Below are 25,962 nucleotides of genomic sequence, written 5' to 3' on the forward strand. Positions count from 1 at the left end.
CCATTGCCGCCTCCAAGGGATTTATCATAGCTACGCGCGACACCAGCCCCTTCGAAGCCGCAGGAGTTATCGTAGTAAACCCTTGGGACCACCGATGAAGCCATCTTCCGCTGGTCTCGGGTCCGTATAGGTCAAGAGCAGGATGCGTCTTACCACCATGGTAGCGTCCAAACCACGACAGCACGAAGTACAGAGTGGCGTGGGCAAGTATCCAGTCGCTCTCGGAGCCGAATATTGCCGTCGGACGCTGATGTCAGTCATCACTAATCCTGTCATAGCCGATAGAAGCTGATGTCGCGCGGCACCGGAAGTCCGCTTAACGCCAGGATCATTGCGAGTACTTGGAACATCGGTCCGGCCCACGCCAATAGTTCAGACGAGACGCGCACATCGGGCGGGCCCACCCCACCTCTCCGACATCTTAGCGGCTGCTATCGTCGCCGAGAAACGGAGCCAAGTCGCGGCTGAAGCGGAGTCCGGCAACCGTCTTAGCGATCGATGGTTGCGGAGAATAGTGTTGCAGGGATGTCGGGGTTGTCGGCATCCGTCACAAGCAGAAGCTCTATGCAATCATCATCCAAGCGGGCGTGGATGCCCTCCACCTTGTAAGGTCGCTCGAGCTGGTCAATGGAAAGCAGGCAGCCACTGTCGTCGATCATCCCAATTGCTGCACCAATACAGGAACCGTCCCGGTATGCGTCTGCTGTGTCCTCTGCCACGGCACTGAAAACCATGTTTCCGTTGGGTAGCGCCGCCGCGTCGGTGAAGCAGAATGGAACTCCCTGGATGGAGCCGAGGTCGAGCCGATCGATCGAGGAAGGCACCATGGGATTGCCGCACCCGGCAACAATAGCATCAATAACCGGCGCAAGCGGATAGCGGATGATCGCGTTGTCGACGTGACGCTTGTTGCCCCGCTGAAACAGGCGCAGTTCGTGGCCAACCACGACCGCGCCTTCGATATTGGTGCTGGGAAACTCTTCCCTGAGCGGGTCTAGGATGAACGAAAGCTCCACCTTTCGCGGCGACCCACATACGACGCCGTGCTGATCGAGACGAAGCAGAATGCCACTTCGACGGTTTGGTCTGGATCCGGAACCGATTACCAGGAGGGCGCCGTGAGGAAACTCTCCGTCCGGAGGAATGAGCGTAAGAGCCTCGAAGTCCGGCTTTTTTCTCTTACGCTCCGCCTTGGAATCGGGCAGCACGCCGTCCGATATGCGGATCAGATTACCAGGGCGGCAATCGCCGGCTGAAAACACACCAAGGTGGAGCTCATCATCGGCTACCACGTACATTATAGTATCCAGGCACACGAGCCCGCTTGCGGCGCTTAGATGCATAGGTCGCGTGTTGCTCGCGCCGGAGACGATATCGAGTTCTCGTATCTTCTTCAGGACAATCATGCGTCTTTCCCCGTGCGGCGATCCTGTGCTCAGGGTACCCGAGGTTAGTCGAAATACCCGCGCACGCACAGAAAGTCATAAAATCGCTGCAAACTTGCTCGGGATCCGTGAGATTCACGCTCGGATGTTATTTCGCAGGCGCGGCCGATACCGCCATGCATCGAAGCCGTAGCTTGACGAACTCGCCTCCCTAACATGCCACAAAAGTCATCAGAGAAATACGCAGACATGGGTTCCCAAACGCGCCGAATAGGGCGGTCTGCAGTTCGAATGTGTTCAAGGCGACGGATGCAGACGACTCCCAGGGCGGCGGTCACATGCGCCGTGCATTGATCGTCTTAGGTCGGTGATGAGCAGTAGGCCGCTGCGACCAGCACACGAATGACGGCCATGCGGAAAAGCTGACCCCGTATCTTGCGGTCGCCAGAGCGCAAGAAACGTGCCTCTTGATTACCTTTGTCGGAGACGCGACCTGCGGCTTCATGTCCTGTGCCAATAGGCGGCGACTACTTGCTCCTCTTTCGTAAGTCCTCGGTCGCGAAGGGTTGCCCGAACGGCGTTTGCCGTCTCGCTTTCGCTAGCTATCCAGACAAATCTTTTCCGGGAAGCGTCCGGAAATTTCATGCTGGAAATGGCGCGCGCCAGTCCTCGACGGTCACCGCCGTGATCGTCGCGATAAAGCCATCTGGTTTCCACGGCCGCTTGGCTTGTGAAGGAGATCTTATCAGTCGGGCCAGTAACCTCGATCACCACGGTCGCGGTAGCACGCTCATCAAGGGACTCCAGAATTCGCGAAATTGCTGGCAGAGCAGTCTCGTCTCCGGCCAGTAGGTACCATGCCGCGTCCCCGCATCCCCCACCACTCGGTCCCGCCGCACCGACGACGTCACCGCGCCTTGCCCGCGCGGCCCATCGGGAACCGGGACCTTCCGCGCTGTGCAGCACGAAATCGACGGCAATTATATGATTTTCGGGCTCGACAAAACGGACTGTGTAGGCCCTCCAGATCGGCGAGACGTCCGAGGGTGACGATCCCTGTCGGCTTCCCTGCGATGCGTGCTCATCGGCAAACTCCTGGAAATTGAAGAGGATTCGCAGATGCATGTCGTCCAGCGTGTCGAAGGACCGAGCGTCGGCTGTCCTAAAACGGATCCGCCTCATCCTGGGTGTAATATCGACGATGTCGTCCACCGTCAGGACGGAGAAGCTGGGCGGCAGATGACGCTGAAGACAGTCTTCGCTCCACACGATGCGAATTGTCTCGGAGGCCCGTTCCTCTGCAACTGCGTCCTGGAGCCAGACCTTGGCGAAATACAAGCTCTCAAGATCGGCGGCGGCAATATCCACCTCGATGCTGCCATCCATCAGCCTCAACATGCCCGAGACCGCAGGCAGATCGACGAACAAGCTGCCGCCGGACAAGCGGGCGGCAACATCGTGGTCGAGCAGGTGGGCGTGCAGGCGTTCGAAGAGGTGCTCGGGCCTTTTCGTGACGATTATTGCCTGCAGCTTGTAAGGGAGCTCTTTCATGAACTTGCCTCGTCCGGGACGACGCCCGGGTGCCATAGCCGGTTCGAGAAGAAGTGCTGCCTGGAGATCGACATGATCGCTGCTCGCTTGGTCGGGAGGTCAACGCTTCGCATGTGAGCAAATCCCGAGCGTTGCAGATTGCGCAGTTGGCGGTGGTGCGCCGCGCTCGGCTCCTGCACGATCCTCTCGGTCCGCGAGTCGTCGAGAAACATCAGGTGCAAAAGGGAGGGTAGCCAGGCCGTGAACCAGGGCTTTCCACGGAAGGCTCCCTCGCCGACAATGACGTGGCAGCCTCGGTCGTAGTCGCCGGCGCCGCAAAGGGGGCCGATCAAATCCTCTTTCGCCCAGTAGATCTCGAAATAGGAGAACGCCCGTTCATTGAAGCGGCCGATCAGCGGTATGACGTGCGGATCTTCGAGCATGTGCTCGAGATAACGTCTGTGGGCCGCTACGCTTCCCGCTTCGTTCCAAAACTCGTCGACTCTCGGATCGTTCATCCAGCGATGAACGTCGGGCAAGTCGTCCAGTGACGCGACGTGGAACGAAAGCGTGCCGGAAAGCCACGGTATGAACCGGGCATAGAGGCATCCGGCCGGCTTTGGCGGTCGCAGGGGATGCTCGTTCCTTCCGTCGAAAACGTCGCGGCGCGGATAGACGAATGACGGCGAGGCCATCCAGATCTCCGGCATCTGCCAGAACATCTCCGCGAACACCGACGGCTGAGCGTCTGTGCTTTCGACCAGAAGCCCTCGCTGCTTCAATGCCGGCAAGAAGGCCTGCCAGCCGTCTCCCTCAAGGGCGACCGAGACCAGGTCTCGGTTCGTCGCGAACAGATATTCGAAGACAGCGCAAACAAGCCTCGAGCTCTCGACGGGATCCGCACGCAGGTCGGCGATGCTGAGAGCCCCGTCGCCAAGCTCGAAGGTCGCGCGGTCCTTCGTGGCGGTCGAGACCGACAAGAAGGAACCGATCCCGGATACGTCGACGGGTCCGCCGGGATGAAGCGGAAAGGATCGAAACACGCCGCTATCTCGAACCGGAGCGTTGCGGGGGTCGCCTATTAGCCGTCCTTGAGGAGATTGGTCCATCAAAAGACCTTCGTCAGCGAGATGGCGAATGTGCGTCCGCGGCCCTTGTAGTCGAATATCGATTCGTCGGCCAATCCGCCATAAAGCGCTTTGGCGCGCGAACCCCAGACGGTCGTGTAGTCGGTGTCGAAGACGTTGTGGATGCCGAAATTCAGCGTCGTGTCCGTGTTCGCGAAGGTATAGCCACCTGTCAGATCGAACAGCGTGTAGTCATCGATCGTGAAGTCATCGGCGTCGGTGAGTTCGAAGACATGCTGGCCGGAAAATTTCAGGGTGAGGGCGTCATTGGTCCAGCCGACATAGCCGCCGAACTTGGAGACGCTGGCGCTTCCAACCGAGTCCTTCTCCCAGCCATCGTCGCCCTTGACCTCTGTTCTGACCCAATGACCCAGAACCCCGACGTCGAAACCATGGTCGAGTTTTGCGCCCACCTTTCCTTCGATGCCGTAGACGCGTCTCTCCTGATCAACGACCTCGACCGCAAGGGTCGAGCGATTGAGATTGATGGAGCGATCGGAAAATGAGTAGTAAGCCGCAGTCTCGAGATCGTAGGTGCCGTCGTCAAGACGATAGCCGATCTCGAACGAATTGGTCTTGATGGCCTGAAGCGCCGATTCGCCGACATTCACACTGTTGAGAAGCGTGTAGTGTCCGCCCGACAGCGAATAGACGCCAATTCCGTAGTATTTCGCCGGATCCGGCAGTTCGAAGCCTTGGCTGAAGTTGGCGTAAACCTGCTGCGTATTCGTCAACTGGTAGGTCGCGCCGGCGCTGAACAAAGCGGCATCATAGTCGACTTCGCCGCCCGGTATGGCATCGGCGGAGGTCGCTCGTCCCTGAAGTATGGCGACCTGCTGAGCCGCACCGACGAAATCGGACACTTCGGTCTTGACGAATTGGTAGCGGACGCCGCCGTTCAGCGTCAGCCTGTCGGTCGCCTCGTAGGAGGCCTCGGCAAACCCGGCAACGGTCGTGACATCGATGGAAGGGTAGAGGCCGGTGATGCCGATCGTGTTGAAATCGAGGCCGCCGCTGGTCGCGGCCGCCCCAATGTCGAAGATGTTCTGACGCGACTTGAACGAATCTCGATCGGCATCGATGCCATAGGTGATCTTCAACCGGTCGGTGGGTTCCGTGATCAGGGCGGCCCTGATGCTGTAATAATCGGTGTCTTGCGAACTGCCGTAAAAATAAAGGCCGGTATCGTTCGTAACTGTAGGGAAGGGATGGAAACGGATTTTCTCGTTTCTGTAAGCGCCTTGCAGCAATAGTTGCTGCCCGAAAACGTCATCATCGGTATACGTGACGTTAAACATCGAGCGGCGGGTCTGCGGATCGAAGTCGGACTCGTATCCCTCACGGGTTTCGAACAGACTCGGATTGCCGAGCAGCGCTCCAAGGCCAGGTCCGTAGTAAAGTCCGTAGTCCGAATCTTGCTTGCTGTCGAAATATTGCCCGGAAAATTCGAGGCGGCGGCCCTCGTCGATCTGGAAGCCGATCGATCCCATCAGGTCGATGCGCTCGTTGAAGGCCGTGGACGTCTGCGTGATGTCGGGGATCAACATCGTGCCGCTGCCGTCGTAAAAGGCGCCAGTCTTGTTGCCGGCGACCGAGAAGCGGGCATCCCAGTTGTCGCTGTTGTAGGTAACTGCGCCTGCCGCATTGCGGTCGAAGTCCTGACTGCCGGCGAAGCCGCTGCCCATGCCGCCGGTGACTTCCGCATGAAGTCCGGGCTCTGCGTCCTTCCCTTTCTTCGTAATGATGTTGATGATGCCGCCGGTCGCGTTTCCGCCATAGAGTGCGGTCGCGCCGGACAGGACCTCCACCCGCTCGATGTTGAAGGGATCGATCGCATCGAACTGACGGCTCAGCGAACGCGCCGAATTCATCGAGACGCCGTCGATGAGGATCAGCGGCGGCCGGCCGCGCAGGTTCTGCCCGAAGGACGTGCGCGCGCCCTCGCTCGCGGGGTCGAAGCTTGGGATATTGTCGCCCAGGATCTGCTGCAGAGTCTTGCCAGAGCGGGCCTCCGCCTGGATCTCATCCGAATCGACGACGTAAATGGTGCGGGCAATTTCCGATATCTGCTGAGGGGACCGGCTCCCCGTCACCACGATCGCTTCCAGGCTGGTTGCAGCGTCGTCCTGATCCGTCGAACTGGCTTCCTGGGCAACCGCACTGGTGCCAACCGCCATTGCCACGGCGAAGACCCAAAAGCCAACGCCGCCATTCTCATTCCTACCCATAACGCCCCCTGCGCGCGGAAAATTGCCGCTGCAGAGAGCGGGCAATCTGCAAATACAAGACTATTTAAGTCATGTTTTATGGGCTATGGGTGTTCGCCGCTTGGATAATGGCGAACCTCATTTGGACGGATGCGAACGTCAACAGGAAAGGCTGGCCACGACATGGAGATTATCCGACCGCTGAAATTCGGCACGCTTTCTCTGCCGGATCACGAAAGCAGGCTCGTTTGCAGGAGCATTCTCCTGGATATGCTCGGAGAGGCGACGATCGCCACGGACAAGGGCGATCTCGCTGGTTTGACCGGATTGTTCTGGAGATATGTGTCTCTTTCGCTGGCGACGGTCTACTTCCCGAAGACGCCGCTTCGCTTGGCGGCACATGGCGTGAGCGATGCAGGCATCGTGATCATGCGCGCAATGGACGGTCCGCTCGTCGTGCATAATCGCCGCAAGCAGGTGAAGACGCCTCGCGGAGACGTAATCTTTCTCCCCGCCGACGCGTCGTCCGAAATTACCCTGCCGGAAGGCGGTCGTTTCGATTGCGCGCACCTTCCCGCCTATGCGGTTGCCGCGGTGCGCGCCGCTTTAAAGCCCGTGATGATGCAACCGCTCGCAGCAGATTGCTTGCCGCTCCAACTGCTGACGAACTATGCCGGTTATCTTCTGAGGCAGGAATATCAGAGCGAGGAGCATGCGGGCATGATGGTCGCCCATTTCTACGATCTTCTGCCGGTGCTTGCCGAGCATGTCGGCAATAGGGGGCCGCGAGACGCGCCGCAGAACCGCATGGCCTCAATCAAGAAGCTGATCGAACAGAATCTCGCGAACGGCTCCTTCTCGATCACCGACGTCGCAGAGGCCGAGGGAATCACACCGCGGGCAATCCAGAAATTCTTCAGCCGGGAGGGAACGACTTTCTCCCGCTATCTGCTCGGGCGGCGGCTTGCGCTCGCAAAGGGCCTGATATTGGCGGAAGGCGGTTCCAGTTCGATCAGCCAGATCGCCTACAATGTCGGCTTCAACGATCTCTCGTACTTCAACCGCACATTCAGAAGCCGCTATGGCGTGCGCCCCTCCGACCTGCGCCGGCTCGCCGCAATGGCGGCCTGACAATTTCCAATGGGAAGGGCCGCCCATTGGGGCAGCCCTTCCCATTCTTCGGTTTGAGCGCACCTACGCCGCGTTGCTGCGCTTCTCGAAAGCGACCAGCGGATTGTCCACCATACCCTGGAAGTCCGGGACCGGGCGTTCGTCGTCGTCGGCGTAGCCATGCGTGAAAAGGCGAACCCGGTTCAGGCAAAGGCGCGGATATTCCTCGCCGACGAGATCGAACATCGCGAAACGGGATTCCATCTCCGGGAAGCGTCTTTGATACCTGAGCACCGTGTCGCGCACCAACGCCCAAAAGGCAGCCTCGGAGAGGCCGGAGCGCTGGTCGAGCAGGACCGACATGTAGCGGAAGACGCAAATGAAGAGTGTCGTCTGGATGAAGTGGATCAGGAAGTCCGCCGGCAGGCACAGGAGGACGGCACGAACCTTCTCCGGCATGGTGGCGGTTTCAGGAAATTCCTGATCGCAGACGATGACGTCGTCGATGAAGTCGCGTAGCGCCAGGCGTTCCGGGCGGCCATTCTTCAGAATGAGCGTCGCATTCTGGCCATGGGCCGAGAAAGCAAGGCCGTGCTTCGCAAGCAGGTGGAAAACCGGCGGGATGACGACATCGAAGAAGCGTGCCATCCAATCCGATACGGTAAGGCCTGCTTTCTCGGCCAGTGCCTCGATGACCGGCTTGCCGTCCGTGCCGGCATGCAGGAGCGCAGCAAGCGGCATGCCCGTCTCGCCAGGACTCAAATGTGCGGCCAGGCTGTCGCGCCACAGGCAGCCGAGCATCTCGTTGAACTGATAGGGCGCGCCCTCGATCCGAGAGAATTGCGGATGGACGTAGTGCATGCCCGCGCGCTCGCCGAGCAGGACGAGACCGCACTCCTCAGAGAGGAACCGGTCGTTGGCAACCAGTCGGTCGAGCCATGTCGTCAGCGGTGCAGCCGTCAGCGCCCGCTTTCCGGGAATGCCCCGGTAGACGGCCGTATTCAGGATGGTCATGCACAGTTTCAACGTCGATTTCTCGGGATGGGAGATGTTCGACAGAGTCCGCACGGATTGCTGCGGCAGGTAGAGATCCTCTCCCTTGCCGAGCAGCACTATATGCCCGGAGGCGATGTCGGGGGCGAAATGCGGAACGATCATGTGGTCCCACTGCCAGGGATGGACCGGCATCATGTAATGCGTTTCTGTGGAGCCCCCATGCGCGGCGAGCGCGGTGCAAAACGCGTCGTAGCGCGACACGCCGACAGCCTCGCGAACAAGAGCCTCGTTCGTGAGCGTAGGTTCCGCGACGAATGAGGCGCGATCCTTGTTTACGCCGAGCCAGAGCACCTCCGTCGGCGTCTGGTTCTCCGGCGTAAAGGCGAGATAGTCGGAGTAGCCGAGACCGATGCGACCTTTGCTGACGGTTACCCAGGGATGGCCCGTGGTCTCGCCTTCCATGCGAACATCGTCGAGTTCAGCAAGCTCTGCACCGGTCTTCGACGCCCGGGCGGCGATATGCGCATCGGCGACGAGCGTATTGCCGAGTTCCTTGATGAAATGCGCGACCGTCATCGGCTTGACGCCGAGCTTCGGCAGCACCTCCGCGCAGAAGGCAAGCGGGTCATGGATGGGGACGTCGCTGCCGCCCTCTCTCCTGAGGATGCTCGCAGGATCGACCGAGAGGTTGTCGAAGACATAGCGCTTGGCTTTGAAGCGATACTGAACCCCGCCGATATCGAAGCGGTAGTGTCCTGGTTTTTCCTCTTCGACGCCGAAAACGCGCTCGTAGGCGAACTCCTCTATGACCTTGGCGAGAAGACGTCTGGAGACCTTCTGCCAGAGTTCCTTGGAAAAGGCACCGGGAAGAAGGGGATCATGACGCATGGGCATAGAAATCTCCTGATATCGAGGACGGGCCGGTCTTGTCGGAAGGAAGACCGAAGTTCTGGAAAGACGCCGGCGCGCTCACCCGATAGCGCTCGCGGCCGAGAAGCTGGTTGACGATGACGGCGTTGCGGAAGGCGCCGAGGCCGAGATCGGGCGCGCCGGCGCCGTGATGGAAGGTTTCGGCGTTCTGGACGAAGACATTGCCCCTGCCGCCAACGCTGCGGCGGGCGCGGAAATCCTCCCCGACGATCAGGTCGCCCCGATCTGAGGTTTCAAGAACGCCGCCCTTGAGGTTGTCGAGCCATTCCGGCCAGGCATGCCGGTAGCCCGTCGCGGCAACGATCGCGTCCGTCTCGACGGTCGCGTTCTCGTCGAGATGGTTGTGCGCGACGCGGATGCGCAATGCTCCTGACGATCCTGCGCTCTCCAGCGTCTCGACCTCGCAATTGGAAAAGAGCGAGAGGCCGGGGTCGCGTCCACCGACCGAGCGTTCGTACATGAGATCGAAGATCTCGCCGATCGTCGAGAAGCTGATGCCCTTGTAGAGCAGTCCCTGGTTCGCGACGATCTCGCGGCGCCTGCCCGGCGCGATCTGATGGAAATGGCGCATATAGTCAGGCGTGAAATATTCGAGCCCGAGCTTGGAATATTCCATCGGGAAGAAGCCTGCCGAACGGGTAATCCACAGGATCGAGGCGCCGGCTGCGACGATGTCGGGCGTGAGCTCGTTGTAGAGCGCAAGAACGCACTCGGCGGCGCTTTGCCCGGAACCGATAACCGTCACGCGGCGTCGTTTCGCAAGCTCGGTCCGCCGCTTGCCGAACTCGCTGGAATGGAACAGTGGGGCCGTCGCCTTGATACGCGCCCATTGCGGCAGGAAAGGAGTCGTGCCGACGCCGATCGCGATGTTGCGGCTTCGATAATGCTGCCTGCCGCCCGAGGCGGTGCGGCTTTCGACGACGAAGCTGTCGGAGGCCGCATCGTGCGTGACATCGACCACGTCCTCGCCGAAGCGGCAGGAGGCAAGCTCATGCGAAGCCCAACGGCAATAGTGGTCGTATTCCTGCCGCGGGATCATGAAGTTTTCGTAGAAATAGAACTTGTACAGACGATCGTGCGCCGCGAGATAGTTGAGAAAGCTCAAGCGATGCGTCGGGTCCGCCATGGTGACCAGGTCGGCCATGAAGGGGACCTGCAGCGTCGTTCCGGGAAGGATGAGCCCGTCGTGCCAGCGAAACGCGGGCTTGCGCTCGAGAAACACGCTCGAGAGGTTGTCGTGGGAGGAGAGAAGAGCGGCAAGGCCGAGATTGAACGGCCCGATGCCGATTCCCGCCAGATCGAAATCCGTCATGGTTATAATCCGAATTGTTGGATGAAGCCTTCCCGGTGGCAAAACATCAGTTTGGCGCGCTTGTCGGGAAGCTCGATTTCACCCTGCTCCTCGAAGGCACAGACGGGTGCATAGCGAAGCAGACGTCGGGCCGCGACGCTCGGTTCGCCGACGACCTTTCGGGTCTCGGGATCGTCGAGAAAGAGGAAACGGGTGAAGGCACGGATGACCGCGGGCGCGATGCCGCGGCCGAAGAAGGTGGGTTCGCCGACCAGCATGTGCCAGCCGCGGTCCTTCTCCTCGGCCGGATAATACCGGCCGAGGATATCGTCCTTCGCCCAATAGGCCTCCCAATAGCTCATCGGTGTCCCGTCGATGAGGCCGATATAGGGGTCCTGATGCGGATCGGCGAGATTGGCGTCGATGTAGGCGGCGATGTCTCCAATCGGCTTCGCCATCTTCCACTGCGGCACGACATGCGCCTGGTTCATCCACCGCCACAGGAGCTCCAGATCGCGCTCCTTCTCCAAAAGGCGGAAGCTGATCGTTCGCCCTATGTCCGGATCGTAGCGCGAATAGGCCAAGGCCGAGTCCGGCTTGCTCACATTAAGCATCGGCCAGGACCTTTTTGGTATCGAGCAGAGGGTTTGCGATTTCGAGATAGACCGATTGCGTTTCGAGCGGCCCGACGAGCTCGTCCATCCGTGCAAGCCGCGTCTTGAGGTTGGCCTTGCACTGCAAGGTCGGCGCCAGCATCTTGCGCACGAGGCGGGAATTCGCGCCCTCCAGCGCCTCAAGCCGCACCAATTCGCTGCGCAGCATCGAAAGCAACGCCGTCTCGTCGACAAGTCCTTCCCTTCCAAGCGCTCCGATCATGCCGAGGACCGAATTGATGAAGGCGTAATAGAGCAGGCGCTCATCCACCGCCTCCTCGCCGAAGACGGACTCGCTCGGCTCGCCGAGACCGGGCAGCGCCTCGACAAGCGCCTTGTGCGCACGCTCATGGTGGAAAAAGCCCTGATTGTCGCGATAGAACACGCCGATCGGATAACCGTCGTCGATCTCGATCACGATGTTCTGCTGGTGAGCCTCCATGGCGATGCCGTGGCGCAGATAGAGCCCGAAGACCGGCCGGACGAAGACGGTCAGAAGCCGCTCGAACCAGTCCCGCGCAACCACATCGAGAGGACGTCCTTCCAGCCGCGCCCGATTGCGGATCAAGCCCCCGAGCCGGCTGCCGCGGCCCGGCAGATGCTCGCATAGGGAAGCGAGCAGCGACACGTTGCGATCGGCATCCGCGCCGGTGAAGGGATTCTCGCGCATCGATACGGAGAGGCCGTCGATCACGGTGCCGTCGACGCTGACGCCCATATAGGCCGGATCGGGCACGAGCGTCAGTCCCGGGTAGCTGCGCGAGAAATCCTGCCACAGCCGATGGCGGCGGAAGCGGTACATGTCGTCGCCGCGAAGCAGTTCGCGGGCAAGGTTGACGCGAACGGAATTGGTGATGCCGACGCCCAGCGAAAGCTTCAGCATGAAGGGCGCAGCCGGGCGGTACAGCGTGCGCACCGAAGACGTCGGGAACCAGTGCCTGCCGGCCTCTCCGCAATCGATCACGCGACCGTCGGCCACAAGAGCTGCCACGGCGGGATCCTTCAGCATCTGATCCGCCTGCCAGGGATGCACCGGCAGCAAAGCGAAGTCCCCCGCGGGCAAACGCGCTCTCATGTCATCGAGGTCGTGCCCCATTGCCGCCTTCAACCACTCTTCGGCCGAAGGCGAGCCCTCGGAATGGCCGGTATGGAAAAGGCGGCGCTCGACGGCGAACCAGCGCAGAGGAAACCCGGCGGCGAATTCCGGCGAATAGCGACGCGAGTCTGCCTCCGTCATTCCTTCCCGGCTCTTCGGGCAGGGGTGAATGCCGTGGCCGGCAATCAGCCCCTGTTCCGCCGCGATGAAGGGGACCTCTTCCTCGGCGAGACCGGCAAGGTCGGCATTGCGCGCCTCAAGCGCCGCTTCGACGAAGAGCCGGCTCGAATGCGTGCGGTTGAGCAGGTCGGCCCGGCCGTCCCTTGCTGCGGCGGAAGGTTCGAGGCGCTCTATTACGGCCGTTATCGCTTCTGCAGCGCCGATCGTCGCCGAACCGTTTTCGTCGGTCAGCGTCACTGGCTCGCCGAACAAGTTATGGCCGGTCGTGGAGCGGTAAAGAACTGGCACTTCGAGGCTTCCGCCACCCTCCGGGAACGTCACCGTGAAGCGCAATTCTCCGGACCCTTCTGACCAACGAACGCAATCGGCATATTCGCGCGCCACGCAATTGAGAAGAGAGCGCAGCGTAAGCGTTGCAGCATTATGTGCGTGCATGGTGGGCCTCCAGTTCGCGGGCCGTTTCACCGATCGCGTCAAGAACACGGTGGACGACGTCGGGGGTTGAACGCGGATTGAGCAGCGTGAGCTTGAAATGGACGCGACCGTCGAGAACGGTCGTCGCGAGGGCAGCGATGCCGGCGTGGAAAAGCGCCGCGCGCGCCTTCAGCGTGATTGCGTCGGCAAGCTCCGGTCCGCCCGGCGAGACGTAACGGAACAGAACCGTCGACAGCGAGGGCTGCCGCGCGAGACGCAGGTATTCCCGCGCCTTAACGGCCGCCGCCGCGGCGCGGGTATTTTCGAGTGTCCGGCATATCAGCGCATCGAGGCCGTCGCGGCCTATCGCGCGCATGGTCATGAGGACTTTCAGTGCATCGGCCCTGCGCGTGGTCTGCATCGAACGCTCGACGAGATTGGGCGCATCGGCGAAGACGGCATCCTCCGGATTGAGGTAGTCGGCCTTGCTGGCAAGCGGGGCGAAATGCGCCCGATCGCGAATGAGAAGCGCGCCGCAACTGATCGGCTGGAATAGCATCTTGTGAAAATCGAGCGCGATCGAATGGGCGCGCTCGATTCCGGCAAGACGGCCGCGATGACGGGAAAACAGAAGCCCTCCGCCATAGGCGGCGTCCACATGCATCCAGATGTCGCGTGCGGCAGCGAGGTCGGCGATTTCCGGAAGCGGATCGATGGCGCCGAGATCCGTCGTCCCCGCCGTCGCCACCACTGCAATCGGCACACGGCCTTCGCCGAGGACCCGCTGCAGGCCGGCTTCGAGAGCCGGCATGGACATCCGGCCCGCTTCGTCCGATGCGATGGAACTGACAGCATCATCCGCAAAGCCCAGGACGGCGGCACTCTTGCGGATGCTGAAATGCGAGTGTTCCGACGTGAGAATAACGCCGGACTGCCGTGCGTTGGCACCGCAGCGCTCGGCGGCCAGATACAAGGCGGTCATGTTCGACTGGCTGCCGCCGCTCGTGAAATTGCCGCTTGCCGAGGCGGGCAGCCCTGCAAGTTCCGTGAGCAATGCGAGCACCCGCTCCTCGACGAGCGTCGCGAACGGCGACTGATCCCACGAATCGAGCGATTGGTTGGTGGCCGAGATCAGCACTTCGGCGGCCAATGCCGGCACGGCAACCGGGCAATGAAGATGCGCCATTGCCGCCGCATGACCGACCGTCAGCGCATGCTCGAGCGCCGGCCGTCCTATCTCGGCGAGGGCGGCGGCGATGCCTGTTCCGACCTTCGGAAGCGGATCAAGATCGTCAATAAGCGCGCGCAGTCCCTGCACGCTCGTTCCGGAGTAAAAGCTACTGGCGGCCGCCGTCCCATGGGCGACCATGTCGATGGCTTGCAGCATCGCGTCTTTGAAAGCCAGGCGCGATGACATGTCGGTGCCGAGTATCTGATCGGCGTGGTCCGTCTCAGCGGCCGGCGCGAGCTTGAATGCGGCGACATTCATGTTCATGCGGCCTTGCGTCCGAGGCGCTCGAACGCGGAGGCAAGGACACCCGAGACCTGATCGATCTCCTCGTCCGTGATAACGAGCGGCGGCAGAAGGCGCAGCACGCTGCCGTAGCGGCCGCCGGTTTCCAGAATGACCCCGGCGCGGAATACCTCGTTCTGGATCATTCGGGCGATCTCCGGCCCATGCGGCGGATGGCCAAGCGCATCCGGCCGGCCAGCCGGATCGACGATTTCGACGCCGAGCATCAGCCCTTCACCACGCACTTCGCCGATATAGGGCGTCTCGGCCGCGATGCGCTCGAGATTGGCGCGCAGTCTCCGCCCCGCCATCGCGGCGCGTTCGACAAGCCCATCCCGCTCGATGATCTCGAACGTCTTGGAGCCGGCCGCCATGGCCAGCTGGTTGCCGCGGAAGGTGCCCGCATGGGCTCCCGGCTTCCAGAGGTCGAGACCCTCGCGATAGACGACGACGGCGAGCGGAAGGCCGCCGCCGATCGCCTTGGAAAGCACGATCATATCGGGAACGATGCCGGCTTTCTGAAAAGCGTAGAAGCTGCCGGTTCGGCCGACGCCGCTCTGCACCTCGTCGAGGATGAGCGGGATGCCGAGGTCGCGCGTCACGCGGCGGACCGTGCGCAACCATTCGGCCGGAGCGGGAATGACGCCGCCTTCGCCCTGCACGGCTTCGAGAATGACGGCAGCCGGGAGGTTGATGCCGCCCTCGGGATCACGCAGGGCCCGCTCGAAATATTCGGCGGCAAGATTTGCCGTTTCCTCACCGCCGCGGCCGAACGGGCAACGATAGGCATAGGGGTAGGGAAAGAAATGCGCACCCGGCACGAGTTGGCCGACGGAGGTCTTCGGGCCGAGCGAGCCCATGAGGGAAAGCGAGCCCTGCGACATGCCGTGATAGGCGCCGCGGAACGAGATTATATCGGTGCTGCCGGTGGCGGTCTTTGCAAGCTTGGTGGCGGCCTCGACGGCATCCGTACCGCTCGGCGAGCAGAACTGGATCCTGGCCTCCTCGCGGAGCCCTGCCGGGAGAGTGTCGAAAATGTCGGCGACAAACTGGTCCTTCACCGGGGTCGTCAGGTCGAGCGTGTGGAGTGGAAGCCCGGAACGGAGCACCTCCTGCAGCGTCTCGATCACTTCCGGGTGGTTATGGCCGAGCGCCAGTGTGCCGGCCCCCGCGAGGCAATCGAGATAGGTTCTGCCGTCGACATCGGTGACGGTGCAGCCGAACGCCGATTTCAGCGCGACGGGAAAGCGCCGCGGATAGCTGCGGGCATTCGACTCTCGTCTCGCCTGCCGGTCGAGATAGAAGCCATTGGTGGCGCGTGCGGAAGCATCCATGAGATCAACTCCGTTCATGATTTTCCGATGAGGTCTGGCGGCGGGCTCAGGCGCCCGACATAGCGGGGGCCGGCCGCCCCTTGATCCTTTCCAGAATCCAGGCGGAGACTCCGATCCCGAGCACCGAAATGACCGTCGCTGAGGAAAAGAGCGTTGCGTAGCCGAACTGGTCGGCCAGGTAGCCTGCGATCGAGGTGCCGATCAGGTAGACGACCAGTTCGGCGCAGCTCAGGATCGTGAAGTCTGTGCCCGGCTGATCGTCCGAGGAGGACGCCATGAAGAAGGAATAGATGGCGACCAGTTCCATGTAGCGGATCAGGGTCTGGGCGGCGGAGGCCGACATGGCAACCGCGACTCCGGGCCAGATGCCGAATGCATTGAGGGCGAAGGCGAGGAAGCAGAGGCTGCGAAGCCCGCCAAGCAGGATTAGCGTCGCCGTCAACCCTGCCTTGCGGATGATCAGCGCGGCAATCACTGCGCCGAGTAGTCCCGCTGTCGCGGCCGCACCTCCGGACAAATAGCCGATCCAGGCGGTCGGCACCTTGCTATCGACGAGATAGGCGCCTTCCATGCCGCGCACGAGACCTTCGCTCGCCCGGTAGGTGAGGGCGAAGGCGAGGATCATCCAGGCGTTCGACCGCCGGAAGAAGCCGAGGAGGCTGGCTCGCTTGGGGCTTGCTCGCTCGGGCGAGATCGCATCCGGGCTGCGTTCGACCTTGTCCTGCATCCAGATTGCCGCGACGAGCGGCAGCAGGGACAGGCCTGCGACCAGCAGGATCGTCGGCTGCCAACCAATCCGGTGGAAGAGCACCAGCGTCAGTGTGCCGCCGACGATGACGCCGAGAGCGACCGAGCCCGCCTGCACCGCATTGCCGACCGGCCGCATCCTTCCGGTCAAGTGCCGCACCGCATAGCCATCGGTCGCAATGTCCTGCACCGAGGAGAGAAACGTTATGCAGATGCCGATCGCGAAGAGTATGCCTGCCTGGTTAGGCTCGACCAGAGCCATCGAGGCGATGCCGGCACTGACGAGAAGCTGCGTCGGCACCACCCAGCCGCGCCGATGGCCGAGACGCGGCCAAAGCGCCCACCGATCGATCAGTGGCGCGATCGCGAACTTCAGCACCAGCGGCACCATGAGCAGAGAGAACAGGCCGATCGCGGTGCGCGACGCGCCGCTCTCGCGCATCAGAGGCGGCAGCGCCACGAGCAGGAGATAAGTCGGAATCCCCTGGGCGAGATAGAGCCCGCCCAATACCGCATAGAGCCTTCCGGCGCCTTGCCCTGCTGTCCCCTCGAGGACCCGTGAAGAAGCCTGCATAATTGTCATGATCGAAAGGTTCCTTGCTCCGCAGTGCCGAGCATCCGTGATAGCCGCTGTCTCGCGCGGTTCAGTCGCTGATAAACAGGAGTACTTTGCTCATGTTTAGTCAGGCAAACGGCCAAAGGCTTGGATGTGAGCGAACCTGATTAAGACAATTGCGAACGCACTCTCGAGAGACGCAACAACTCGAGTCGCGCCAAGAGCCGTGGAATGCACGGAGATTGCCGGGTAGTGCGTGAACGGACCAGTGCGCCGAAAGCGTGCCCTACGCGCAGCCAGGACAGTCGCCAGTTGCCGGAGCGCGTCACGTTTTCTGAGAGGCTATTTGGGGCTGGCAGGCAAAATCTGTCCTTCAACTGGATTTCCCCTGGATCCACTTGCACCGTTGCGAGCTTCAGCCCGCACGACCGGAATGGGTCGATCTTTCCGGTTCAGATCGCGTGCAGTGGATGGAAAGCGGTCCCTCTAAGAAGGCTGGCTTATACGCCCTGAACGGCAGGGCGTATGGTCATTTGGCTAACGAAAGCGCTCAAGGAAAAGGCCGTCGTCTGCGCCTAGGACGGATAAACGACGATTAGCATGTCTCAGCCGCCGATACGGCGGGCTCGTTGATTATTTCGGCCATGGAAAAGTCGTCACGCGTCACGTCGCGCACATGAGGAAAACAGCGCCGTGCACAAGTGCCGCGGTCAAGAATATGGCCAAGAGCGTCAACAGTATCCCCACGACGACGAACAGGCCGTCCCGCTCGATCAGGCCGATTGCCATCACGCAGACCGCGACGACAGGAACGATGTTGCCAAACCGGATGGGAAGGGCGATCGCGACTGCAAGCGCAAAGACAGGGAGTCCTAGAAGGCAGGGCAGGGCGCGACCCGTGAGCACCTTTATGCGTCCTGGTCGAATGACGCCGCTCGATCCTCCTGACGATCGGGTCGGCATGTCGTTGAAACCGGGGATGGGGATCAGGGCGGGAAGTGACAGGATCAGCATCACGACACGGAAGCTAGCCTCTCCCGCTGAGGCAAGGGCATCGCCGATCGTCAGGCCACCGCGGTCGCGGCTGGGTCGGCAAGTCTTGTAAGCGCAGCCGAGGCGATGCCACGCGGCTTAGCTGCTGCGCCAACCTCTGGATCCATGATCAGGCTTCGCCGTCCTGGTCGTTGTTGATCTGAAAAACTCGGATGAGGGTAGAACAATTCGGATCGCCTGCGTCGAGAAGCTGAACCGGCGAGGTCCAGCCTATGGCGACGCCCATCGCCGTGGCGACAGCCCAACCGGGTTCTTCCCCGGCGCGTTGCAGAAGCCGCGGCCCATGTGACTCGACACACTGGCGAGACTGCTGGATTGCCTCAACGGGAACATTAGCGCGCTCCAGGCGCGTGCTGATCTCCGCCTGAAGCGGGTCAATGACGAAAAGAGCAAACAGCCAAGCTGTGATGTCTGAGACGACGAAAATCCTCGTATTGGGTTCGACAGGATGTCGGAAAATGGTCCGACATCGCGAAAAGTGCCGAGAATTTCGCCAGAGGGGCCCGGACCAGGGGAGCGTCTAATGTGGGTTGCGTTGCCCGGCATTCAAGTCTCACGGGCGGCCGATTGGCTCATCGATCACCTAGCATCGTCCATCCTTGACCGCTCTAGCTTCGTCGCGTTGGCGCCGAACATATCTCCACGGCGTGGCGTGCCCGATTTAGGTGACAAGACGAAGGGGGACGATGGTTTGACTTACATCCAGGCGACAGGAATACAGGATCGTCGTGCTATTTTGACGGACAGTGCTCAAGAGGACCGAGCCGGCGCCAGCTACGGATTTGGTATCTCAACTACGTCACCGCTTTTGCGCTGCCGAGCAGGGTTCTCCGCAATACCGATTTTCCTCCTGCCGCGGATCCGCAATTCGGAAGCGATGTTGTGCCTGCTCGGCAGGCAACAAAAAAGGCCGGGCAAACCCGACCTTCCTCACATCGCTTCAATTCCAGTGCCAGTACATCCGTGGTCAAAAGTCTTGAGCGACTTGCGGCCTCGCGGACATCCTCAGACGCTCACCAGCAAGGCCGATGTGCAGGCACATAGAGGCGGATTGTGTTCATAACAAGGTGATCATTCCCGCTCGCGGCTATGATCTTGTTACCGCATCAGACCCGCTGCCCGAAGCGCATCGTTTATGACCTTGGCGATCTTGCCGTCCGAAGCGGTGCCGACGGCGGCGGCCCGCGACCTTGCGTAGCGCAATGCCCTTTCTATCGTGGATGACGCGACATCGGGTTCTTCCCGACGGACAAGACTGCCGGACGCCTCAGCCTCCTCGACGTCTGCCTGCGTGGCCAGACCCCATGAACGGGCGATGCGCACAGTCGAGGAAATCCCAGTCTCAAGCATATGCGGACCGGCTCTCCCGATCGGGACATCGCTGCTCGTCGCCAGAGGAACGCCGTGGCCCATGCCTTTGACGAAGTAGGTCTCGACGACCTGCCTGCCTTTCGCGTCGAGCCAAACTTTCCTGGTATGGCCGTGTATGAACTCACTCCGCGTTGGCTCGGTAGCGAGGGCGTGCACGCCGGACCATTGCTTGACGATCTGGTCGGCATTCCGTGCTCGGACCGTCTGGTCATGCGTGCCGTGCCAGATCGAAATCGAAGGCCAGGGCCCGCGGTGGTTTGATGCGCTCTTGAGAACGGACTGAAGCCTGGGGACAGTCGGTGGATTGCGGCCTTGCATGCGCTCGAACGCCTCCGCGACCGTGCCTGCCACGCCATAGGGTAGCCCGCTGATGATTGCGCCGCCGGCAAATATGTCGGGATAGGTCGACAACATGACATTCGCCATCGCACCGCCTGCTGACAGGCCCGTGACAAAGATGCGCTTGGGATCGATGCCCTGCGACTGGACGAGATGGCCGATCATCTGCCGGATAGACAATGCCTCTCCCGCATCCCGCTTGATGTCGCCGGGCTCGAACCAGTTGAAGCAGCGGTTGGCATTGTTCGATCGCTGCTGCTCGGGATAGAGCACCGCATATCCGCGTCGCTCTGCGAGTTGAGACCAGCCGGTACCCGCTGCGTAGCCCTCTGCCGTCTGTGTGCAGCCATGCAGCGCAACCACAAGCGGGGTATCGGGGGCCATGATCGAAGGCAGATACAGCCACGCTTTCAATGATCCGGGATTGGAGCCAAACCCGGCGATTTCGACCAGGCGATGATTTTGTGGGGGCTTGTCGAGCAATGCCGTCTCCTTGGCCGCCAATCGGGCCTGAACCGTTGATGTGGGGACGATTGCTGCGGTGCACAATAGAATTCTCAGGTTTATTCGCACGTGCACATTTTTCTGAGGCCTTCCAGGCGCTGCAAATTCCATTGGAGCGGCAGAGCCGCCAAGAAAATCAGGGGCAGGAATGCCCACGTGTTCTGCAGATTGTTGCGGCGTGTGCATAGCTGCACTGCAACATAGACGTTTGCGGACGGCGCTGGTCCGAGTATGATCAGTTTCATCGAAGCGATGCACCTCCTCCCGCACCGCTTCGAATTCAGACGGCTCCCAAAAGGGCGTCTGTTGGAACAGCGGCACTCCTCCTCCCAAGTCGCTGTTCGGTTCTTTTAGGAAAGCCTGCCGCACCTCCTCCCGCGGCAGGCTTTTCTATTTCGGGGTGATGGCCCGTCAGAGCCCAAGATCAAGTTGGGACTGTGGTTCTGCATTACCGATTTCGGAGGCCTTCAGCGTTGAAAGCGTGACGCCAAGCAGCCGCACTGGCCGCTTGAATGGATAAACAGTCGCCAAGAGGTCCGACGCCGCAGCAAGGACTTCAGGAATGCCCGCAAACGCGACTGACCCGGTCCGGCTGCGTGTCGCCTGAGTGAAATCCGAGTGTTTGATTTTCACCGTCACCGTCTTGCCGCTGATGCCTTGCGCCTCGCAGTAGCGCCAGACCTTTTCGGCAAGGGGTTTGAGCTCCGCGGTCGCCAGGTCGAGATCGGCAATATCTTCGACAAAGGTGTCCTCCGCCCCCACGGACTTGCGGATCCGATTGGGCTTCACCTGGCGTTCGTCAATTCCACGGGCGATGCATAGAAATACGAACCGGCTTTGCCGAAATGCTGCTGCAGGAATGCGAGCGACTTCGATTTCAGGCCGAGCCCGGTCTCGATCCCATATTTCCGCATGCGCTCGGCAGTCGCCGGACCAACACCATGGAATTTCTTGACGGGAAGCGCTTCGACGAAAGCCGCCCGTTCTTTGGCGTGATCACTGCTTGGCCATTGGGTTTGTTCAGGTCGCTTGCCATCTTGGCGAGGAACTTGTTGTAGGAGATCCCGGCCGACGCTTTGAGCCCGGTTGTGGTTTGGCAGATAACTGTGAGAATGCGGCTGTTTCGCTTTGATTTGGCATTTAATTTGAGAATCGAGCGGTCAGAATTCTCAGGCTGACTGCCGTACACTGTTGCTATCTCATTGTATTTACGTATCTTTGTCTTCGTTCTTCATAGAAGCCGTGCGATCACGCTCCGGCGTTGGTTTCTCAAATTAAACGCCAAATGGCCGCCGTATGTCTCAAATTAAGTGGGAATTCTCAATTTATGTGCGTGACTAACTGTTTGAAATTATTGCAAACAGAGTCTGGCAATTAAATGGAAAGCGACACCATCGCGCCGAAGAGAGGGCTGGAGCCTGTGGTAAACGGGAGTGGGGCCCGCCGTTTCGTGACCTCTTTGCGCCATTGAATCTCACGTTGATTGTCGCGCGGCACTAGACGATCGCTTGTTCTTTGTTCCGCCGGCAGACGGCTGGAGAATCGTTGCTTTGAGCCGCAGGCGCCGCGCCTCCTCCGGTCCCAGGCTTCCTTGCATTGCAGGTCCTCCGTTTCTCGCGCTCCTGCCGGACGGCACCTTGCCGTCAATGGCCTGCCCGCGCCAGCAGCTGGGTGACTTTCAGCCTCGTTCCGTTTGACGGCATGGCCCCAACTGACCGTCAGCCATGACGAGCTCGAAGCCGGCAGCGGAATGGCAGTGGGGATCAGCAAAGGGTGACCAATCGTGCTGTCCAGTCTCAAATCGTTCCTCGAAACGGGCCAGGCGATCGACGTCTTCGCGAAGCCGCGCCACACCGAACTAGCGGCCTGACCTTGTACAAGGAGCCGAGCGGCTGTTGCGTACTGTGATCAGACGCGCGAAGGTCGCTGTAGCACTTTGAATGCAGCATGTTTCCTTAAATCGGTTACGATTAAGGAAACATGCAGCAGACGCCATTCGAGGCAATGGAAGAATGCGTCCATTTCAGCCACTGCGACTGGTTCTGTTCACGGTTGTCGCCTGCGGACTCGTTATCGTTTCCGAGAGATCCTCGCAAGAAACCGCGGCCGCCGACAAGTTCTATCGGGTGATCGACGGCAAGGCCGATGCCCGGACCTACAACGGATACGGCGTTATCACGGCGGCTGCAGCCATTGCCACGGCCCAGATGGAGTCGGCTCGACCTTCGCCTCCTCGCTCGTCGATCGGCCGCTCGATATCGAAACGTTCAGGCGCATCGTTCGCGACGGCCGGAACAGTGGCGGGAGTTCGGTTATGAAAGGCTTTGCCGCCGATCCCAATTTCGCTCCTTACATCGACGACATCTACGCCTATCTGCAGGCCCGCGCCCACGGCGCTCTCGGCCGCGGACGACCGAAAAGAATGGAGCCTTAGACCTCGGTGCCTCCTATCGAGGCATTTCCATGTGGGCCACCTTTTCGGGTCGACTTTCGTCACGCGCTCCGGCTGACCGGCGCTGAATACAGGCGACGTCTCGGGTGTTGCGGACGGGAGATGCCGGTTACTCCTCTTTTCCCGCGAGCATTTCGAGGGCCGCAGGGTCGCAGAGCAGGAGCCGGTGTCCGCGTCGCTCGATGAGCCCCTTCTTGGCTAGTGCGCTCATCTCGCGAGAGACCGCCTCCCTGTGCGTGCTGATTGATGCCGCCAGTTCGAAATGGGTGGGCGCCGGGTCTATGAACACCGCGCTGGCGGCTTCATCCGACTTGTCCGCACGGCGGAGCAATTCGAGGATGAGGCGCCCGCGCACCACCAAGGTGCTGAACTCATAGACCCGCTCGGTCATATGCCTTATGCCCGCCGCGAGGTGCTCGAGGAGGGCGCACGAAAACTCTGGGTGATCGGCAATCAGCCTACGGAAGGCCGGCGCCGGCAATCTTGCCGCACGCGTTACCTCAAGAGCCACGACACTGGCCGATCGCGCCTTGCCGTCGATCGCAGCCACTTCCCCCACGATGTCCCCGGGGCCGCGATCGCCGTAGAAGATCTCGCGGCCGTTCTCGGAAAAAAGCGTAACGCGGGCGTGGCCCTCCAGTATGAAGAAGACGTCGCGTCCGCTCTCGCGATGCGCGACGATCAGTTCGTTGGGGGCGTAAGTGCGAACGGTCCAATGTTTGGACAAGGCACCGACGGCTGCATCACCCAGCCTCGAAAGAAAAGTTGGCAAACGCGTCATGGCCGTCGTTTCCATTCGGCCGAATCTACTTCCTCCGGCCTTGGCGTAAAAGAAAATCCTGCCGCTCCTCCGGGACGCGTGGGCACACCGCTCGTTTTATTGAATTGCCTTGCCGCGCCTGTGCGAATTCTCACAGACGGTACCTGGCCGCGCCTCGTATCCTTCGGGCACCGGTCTTGTTCGGGCCCGTTCGGTTGAAAAGGAGAAATTCCATGTACAGATACACAATTCTCGCCGCGCTTTGCTTGACGGCAGGCAACGCCTTCGCAGGTGAACTCAAGGCCCTGCAAGGCGGGAGCATCGATGTCGGCGCTTATCATGGCGTCGTTTATTACACGGAGGCCGATAGCGGTTTTCGAGTGGTCACCACGATCGCCGATGTGGCGGAGGGCCCGCCTATTCGCTTCGAGGCAACGCTCGAGGAGGGCCAAAGCCTTGCCATTTCGGTTCCTGGCGGTTTGGGCGAGCCCAGCAAGGCTCTCGAAATCTCGCGTGCCGGCGGCAGGCTCCTCATGAACGGGATCGATACCACCCCCAAACTCGTTCATGCCGGCCGGTGAATCCGTTCGCCGTGATACGCGCACAGCACGAAATTGATCGTCGACGCCGGAACGGATCGAAGCCGGCAATCTGGTTAAGCGCCAGAGCGAGACAACGCCTTGCGCACTGAGAGATTGCAGGCTGATCGTCTGGTGTCGCTTGGCAGATAACTGTGAGAATGCGGCTGTTTCGCCGTTGATTTGCCATTTAATTTGAGAATCGAGCGGTCAGAATTCTCAGGCTGACTGCCGTAAACTGTTTGCTATCTCATTGTATTTACGTATCGTTGTCTTCGTTCTTCATAGAAGCCGTGCGATCACGCTCCGGCGCTGGGTTCCATCGCGATGAGGACGAGGCGCTCCACGCGAGCGGGGTAGTCGGGCACGGTCAGCTACTTCGCCAGCACCGGATCGTCGGCGGCATCGATGATGCGCATGTGACCAAAGATCTTCAGAGGCTGCCGGTGCGCATAGTCCATCAGGAACAATGAGACGCGGTCATTCGCCCGCACATTGCCCGTAGTGATGTATTGCCGGTTTCCGCGAAAATCCGCGAAGCCCAGCATCGATGCATCGACGGTGGTGAGAAAGCCCGCAGGCCCGCCACGGTACTGGATATAGGGCCATCCAGTCTCCGAGACACTGGCGAGATAGAAACCGTCGCGCGCCCGGATGAAGGCCGTTTCTGACGGGCCGAGGCGCGGGCTCTGCGCAGTATCGTCTGCGTGGCCGCCCGCGCCTATCCGCGCCCACTGCGCCGCGCTGCCATAGTGCTCCTGTGCCGCGACGGACACCGTCGTGGCGATATTGAGATATCTGGTGTTCATCCCGTTCTTCCCTCGCGACCGCCGGAGCGGACCTCAGTTCTGCATGGCCCAGTCCGCTATCTGCCAGCGCATCTGCCCACGGTCGGCGACGACACGGCCGAGCCCTGGGAAGGGCATGTGCGTGGCGGCGATGAGCGCGCCTTCCGAAGCGGCGCGAGGAAAAAAGCGGTCGCGCATCGCTTTGGCCGCTGCAGGATCCTGCTCGAACAGGAAGAACACATCGGTCGCCCCGGGATGCACGACCGGAAAGATCATGTCCGAAACCATGATGAGGCTCTGCCCGTCATCTTCTACCCGCACGCCGATATGGCCGGGTGTATGGCCGGTAAGGTCGACAATTGAGACGCCCTGCACAATCTCACGCTCACGGTCAATCGCCTGGAGTTTCGGGTAGAGGCGCACGACCTCCCCCGCCATATGGAAGCTGACCTGCAGATAATCGGGCGCGCCGCTGCGCTTGGCCGGGTCGGTCCAATAGGTGACGTCGCGACGATCGATGTAGAGTTCCGCCTTGGGGTAGTTGTTCTTGCCCCCGACGATCAGGCCGCCCATGTGGTCCTGATGCATATGCGTCACGATCACCGCGTCGATCTGGTCGCGCTGCAGGCCGAGCGCGCCCAGCGCCTGCGGCAGTGCGCCGGTCTGCCCGATCGATCCCGCGGGACCGGCATCGATCAGGATGCGGCGCTCGCCATCCTCGACGAGATACTGGTTGAAGAGGAACCGCACGCCGCTCGGCCGGGCGGTGAACTGCGCGATTGCCGCCTGTTCGACCTCGGCCGCGGCGCGTCCCGGAAAATAGTTGTAGGGCATGTCGGCATACCCGTCCGTCAGGGCCGTCACCGTGAAGCGGCCAATGCGGATCTGCGCTAGCGGAGTAACGCTGACCGGCGTCTTAGCGGCATCCTGCGTCGCGGCAAGGGCGGGCGCGGAAGCGCCACCGATCAGGCCTCCCCCGAGGAGGCTCCCACCACAGAGGCCTAGAGGAACGGCGCTGACAAAGGCGCGACGTGACAGTTGAGGCATG

At 61.1% G+C, this 25,962-nt stretch carries 19 protein-coding genes and 2 pseudogenes; 4 read left to right on the forward strand and 17 right to left on the reverse strand.

Features of this window, described 5'->3' with window-relative positions:
* Positions 1–98, forward strand: a pseudogene (locus tag QN219_RS30570) (VapC toxin family PIN domain ribonuclease); the annotation flags it as partial.
* A gap of 390 nt (positions 99–488) precedes the next feature.
* Here the strand turns inward: QN219_RS30570 and QN219_RS30575 are convergent.
* The 4 genes from QN219_RS30575 to QN219_RS30590 form a co-directional block, all read right to left on the reverse strand.
* Positions 489–1,406, reverse strand: a complete 918-nt coding sequence (locus QN219_RS30575) for a DUF6929 family protein (RefSeq protein WP_284004188.1) — start codon at positions 1,404–1,406, stop codon at positions 489–491.
* Positions 1,407–1,886: 480 nt separating this feature from the next.
* Positions 1,887–2,936, reverse strand: a complete 1,050-nt coding sequence (locus QN219_RS30580) for a siderophore-interacting protein (protein WP_284004190.1) — start codon at positions 2,934–2,936, stop codon at positions 1,887–1,889.
* The gene (locus tag QN219_RS30585) at positions 2,933–3,958 is read right to left on the reverse strand and encodes a GNAT family N-acetyltransferase (protein ID WP_284004191.1); all 1,026 of its coding nucleotides are present in this window, start codon (positions 3,956–3,958) and stop codon (positions 2,933–2,935) included. Before QN219_RS30585 ends, QN219_RS30580 begins: the two co-directional genes overlap by 4 nt.
* Before the next feature lie 65 nt (positions 3,959–4,023).
* Positions 4,024–6,270 carry a TonB-dependent receptor gene (locus tag QN219_RS30590; protein ID WP_284004192.1) on the reverse strand — a complete coding sequence of 749 codons (2,247 nt, stop codon included), beginning with the start codon at positions 6,268–6,270 and terminating at the stop codon, positions 4,024–4,026.
* Between the two features lie 162 nt (positions 6,271–6,432).
* Between QN219_RS30590 and QN219_RS30595 the strand changes: the two genes are divergently transcribed.
* The gene (locus QN219_RS30595) at positions 6,433–7,380 is read left to right on the forward strand and encodes a helix-turn-helix transcriptional regulator (protein WP_284004194.1); all 948 of its coding nucleotides are present in this window, start codon (positions 6,433–6,435) and stop codon (positions 7,378–7,380) included.
* A gap of 63 nt (positions 7,381–7,443) precedes the next feature.
* Here the strand turns inward: QN219_RS30595 and QN219_RS30600 are convergent, their stop codons facing one another.
* The 10 genes and pseudogenes from QN219_RS30600 to QN219_RS30650 form a co-directional block, all read right to left on the reverse strand.
* Positions 7,444–9,249 carry an IucA/IucC family siderophore biosynthesis protein gene (locus tag QN219_RS30600; RefSeq protein WP_284004195.1) on the reverse strand — a complete coding sequence of 602 codons (1,806 nt, stop codon included), beginning with the start codon at positions 9,247–9,249 and terminating at the stop codon, positions 7,444–7,446.
* Positions 9,233–10,597 (reverse strand): putative histamine N-monooxygenase, encoded by a 1,365-nt coding sequence (gene basC, locus QN219_RS30605; protein ID WP_284004196.1) that lies wholly within the window; start codon positions 10,595–10,597, stop codon positions 9,233–9,235. The genes QN219_RS30600 and basC overlap by 17 nt, the downstream gene beginning before the upstream one ends.
* Before the next feature lie 2 nt (positions 10,598–10,599).
* The gene (locus tag QN219_RS30610; protein WP_284004197.1) at positions 10,600–11,190 is read right to left on the reverse strand and encodes a GNAT family N-acetyltransferase; all 591 of its coding nucleotides are present in this window, start codon (positions 11,188–11,190) and stop codon (positions 10,600–10,602) included.
* On the reverse strand, positions 11,183–12,940 hold the full coding sequence (locus tag QN219_RS30615; RefSeq protein ID WP_284004199.1) for an IucA/IucC family siderophore biosynthesis protein: 1,758 nt from the start codon (positions 12,938–12,940) through the stop codon (positions 11,183–11,185). Before QN219_RS30615 ends, QN219_RS30610 begins: the two co-directional genes overlap by 8 nt.
* Entirely contained in the window at positions 12,927–14,414 is a 1,488-nt protein-coding gene (locus QN219_RS30620; protein WP_284004201.1) for an aspartate aminotransferase family protein, read from the reverse strand. The genes QN219_RS30615 and QN219_RS30620 overlap by 14 nt, the downstream gene beginning before the upstream one ends.
* On the reverse strand, positions 14,411–15,766 hold the full coding sequence (locus QN219_RS30625; RefSeq protein WP_284004204.1) for a diaminobutyrate--2-oxoglutarate transaminase: 1,356 nt from the start codon (positions 15,764–15,766) through the stop codon (positions 14,411–14,413). Before QN219_RS30625 ends, QN219_RS30620 begins: the two co-directional genes overlap by 4 nt.
* Positions 15,767–15,812: 46 nt before the next feature.
* Complete coding sequence (locus QN219_RS30630; RefSeq protein ID WP_284004206.1) at positions 15,813–17,096, reverse strand: RhtX/FptX family siderophore transporter; 1,284 nt, start codon at positions 17,094–17,096, stop codon at positions 15,813–15,815.
* Between the two features lie 636 nt (positions 17,097–17,732).
* Positions 17,733–18,137, reverse strand: a complete 405-nt coding sequence (locus QN219_RS34365) for an exopolysaccharide biosynthesis protein (protein ID WP_289624314.1) — start codon at positions 18,135–18,137, stop codon at positions 17,733–17,735.
* Between the two features lie 1,083 nt (positions 18,138–19,220).
* Positions 19,221–20,336, reverse strand: coding sequence for a PHB depolymerase family esterase (locus QN219_RS30645; protein WP_284004228.1), 1,116 nt, complete (start codon positions 20,334–20,336; stop codon positions 19,221–19,223).
* A gap of 411 nt (positions 20,337–20,747) precedes the next feature.
* Positions 20,748–21,423: pseudogene (locus tag QN219_RS30650) on the reverse strand (DNA polymerase thumb domain-containing protein); the annotation flags it as partial.
* An 849-nt stretch (positions 21,424–22,272) separates the two neighbouring features.
* Here QN219_RS30650 and QN219_RS30655 point away from each other — a divergent pair.
* A complete protein-coding gene (locus QN219_RS30655) occupies positions 22,273–22,770 on the forward strand; it encodes a c-type cytochrome (protein WP_284004208.1) in 498 nt (165 codons plus the stop codon).
* A gap of 127 nt (positions 22,771–22,897) precedes the next feature.
* On the opposite strand, the gene QN219_RS30660 is transcribed toward QN219_RS30655, so the two are convergent.
* Positions 22,898–23,569 (reverse strand): Crp/Fnr family transcriptional regulator, encoded by a 672-nt coding sequence (locus QN219_RS30660; protein ID WP_284004209.1) that lies wholly within the window; start codon positions 23,567–23,569, stop codon positions 22,898–22,900.
* 212 nt (positions 23,570–23,781) lie between these two features.
* On the opposite strand from QN219_RS30660, the gene QN219_RS30665 reads away from it, so the two are divergent.
* Entirely contained in the window at positions 23,782–24,129 is a 348-nt protein-coding gene (locus tag QN219_RS30665; protein ID WP_284004210.1) for a hypothetical protein, read from the forward strand.
* A 371-nt stretch (positions 24,130–24,500) separates the two neighbouring features.
* Here the strand turns inward: QN219_RS30665 and QN219_RS30670 are convergent, their stop codons facing one another.
* Both QN219_RS30670 and QN219_RS30675 read right to left on the reverse strand, forming a co-directional pair.
* Entirely contained in the window at positions 24,501–24,935 is a 435-nt protein-coding gene (locus QN219_RS30670; RefSeq protein WP_284004211.1) for a pyridoxamine 5'-phosphate oxidase family protein, read from the reverse strand.
* A gap of 33 nt (positions 24,936–24,968) precedes the next feature.
* Entirely contained in the window at positions 24,969–25,961 is a 993-nt protein-coding gene (locus QN219_RS30675) for an MBL fold metallo-hydrolase (protein ID WP_284004212.1), read from the reverse strand.
* Between the last annotated feature and the right edge of the window lies 1 nt (position 25,962).

The sequence above is a fragment of the Sinorhizobium sp. 8-89 genome, from assembly GCF_030124325.1.
Lineage (GTDB): Bacteria > Pseudomonadota > Alphaproteobacteria > Rhizobiales > Rhizobiaceae > Sinorhizobium.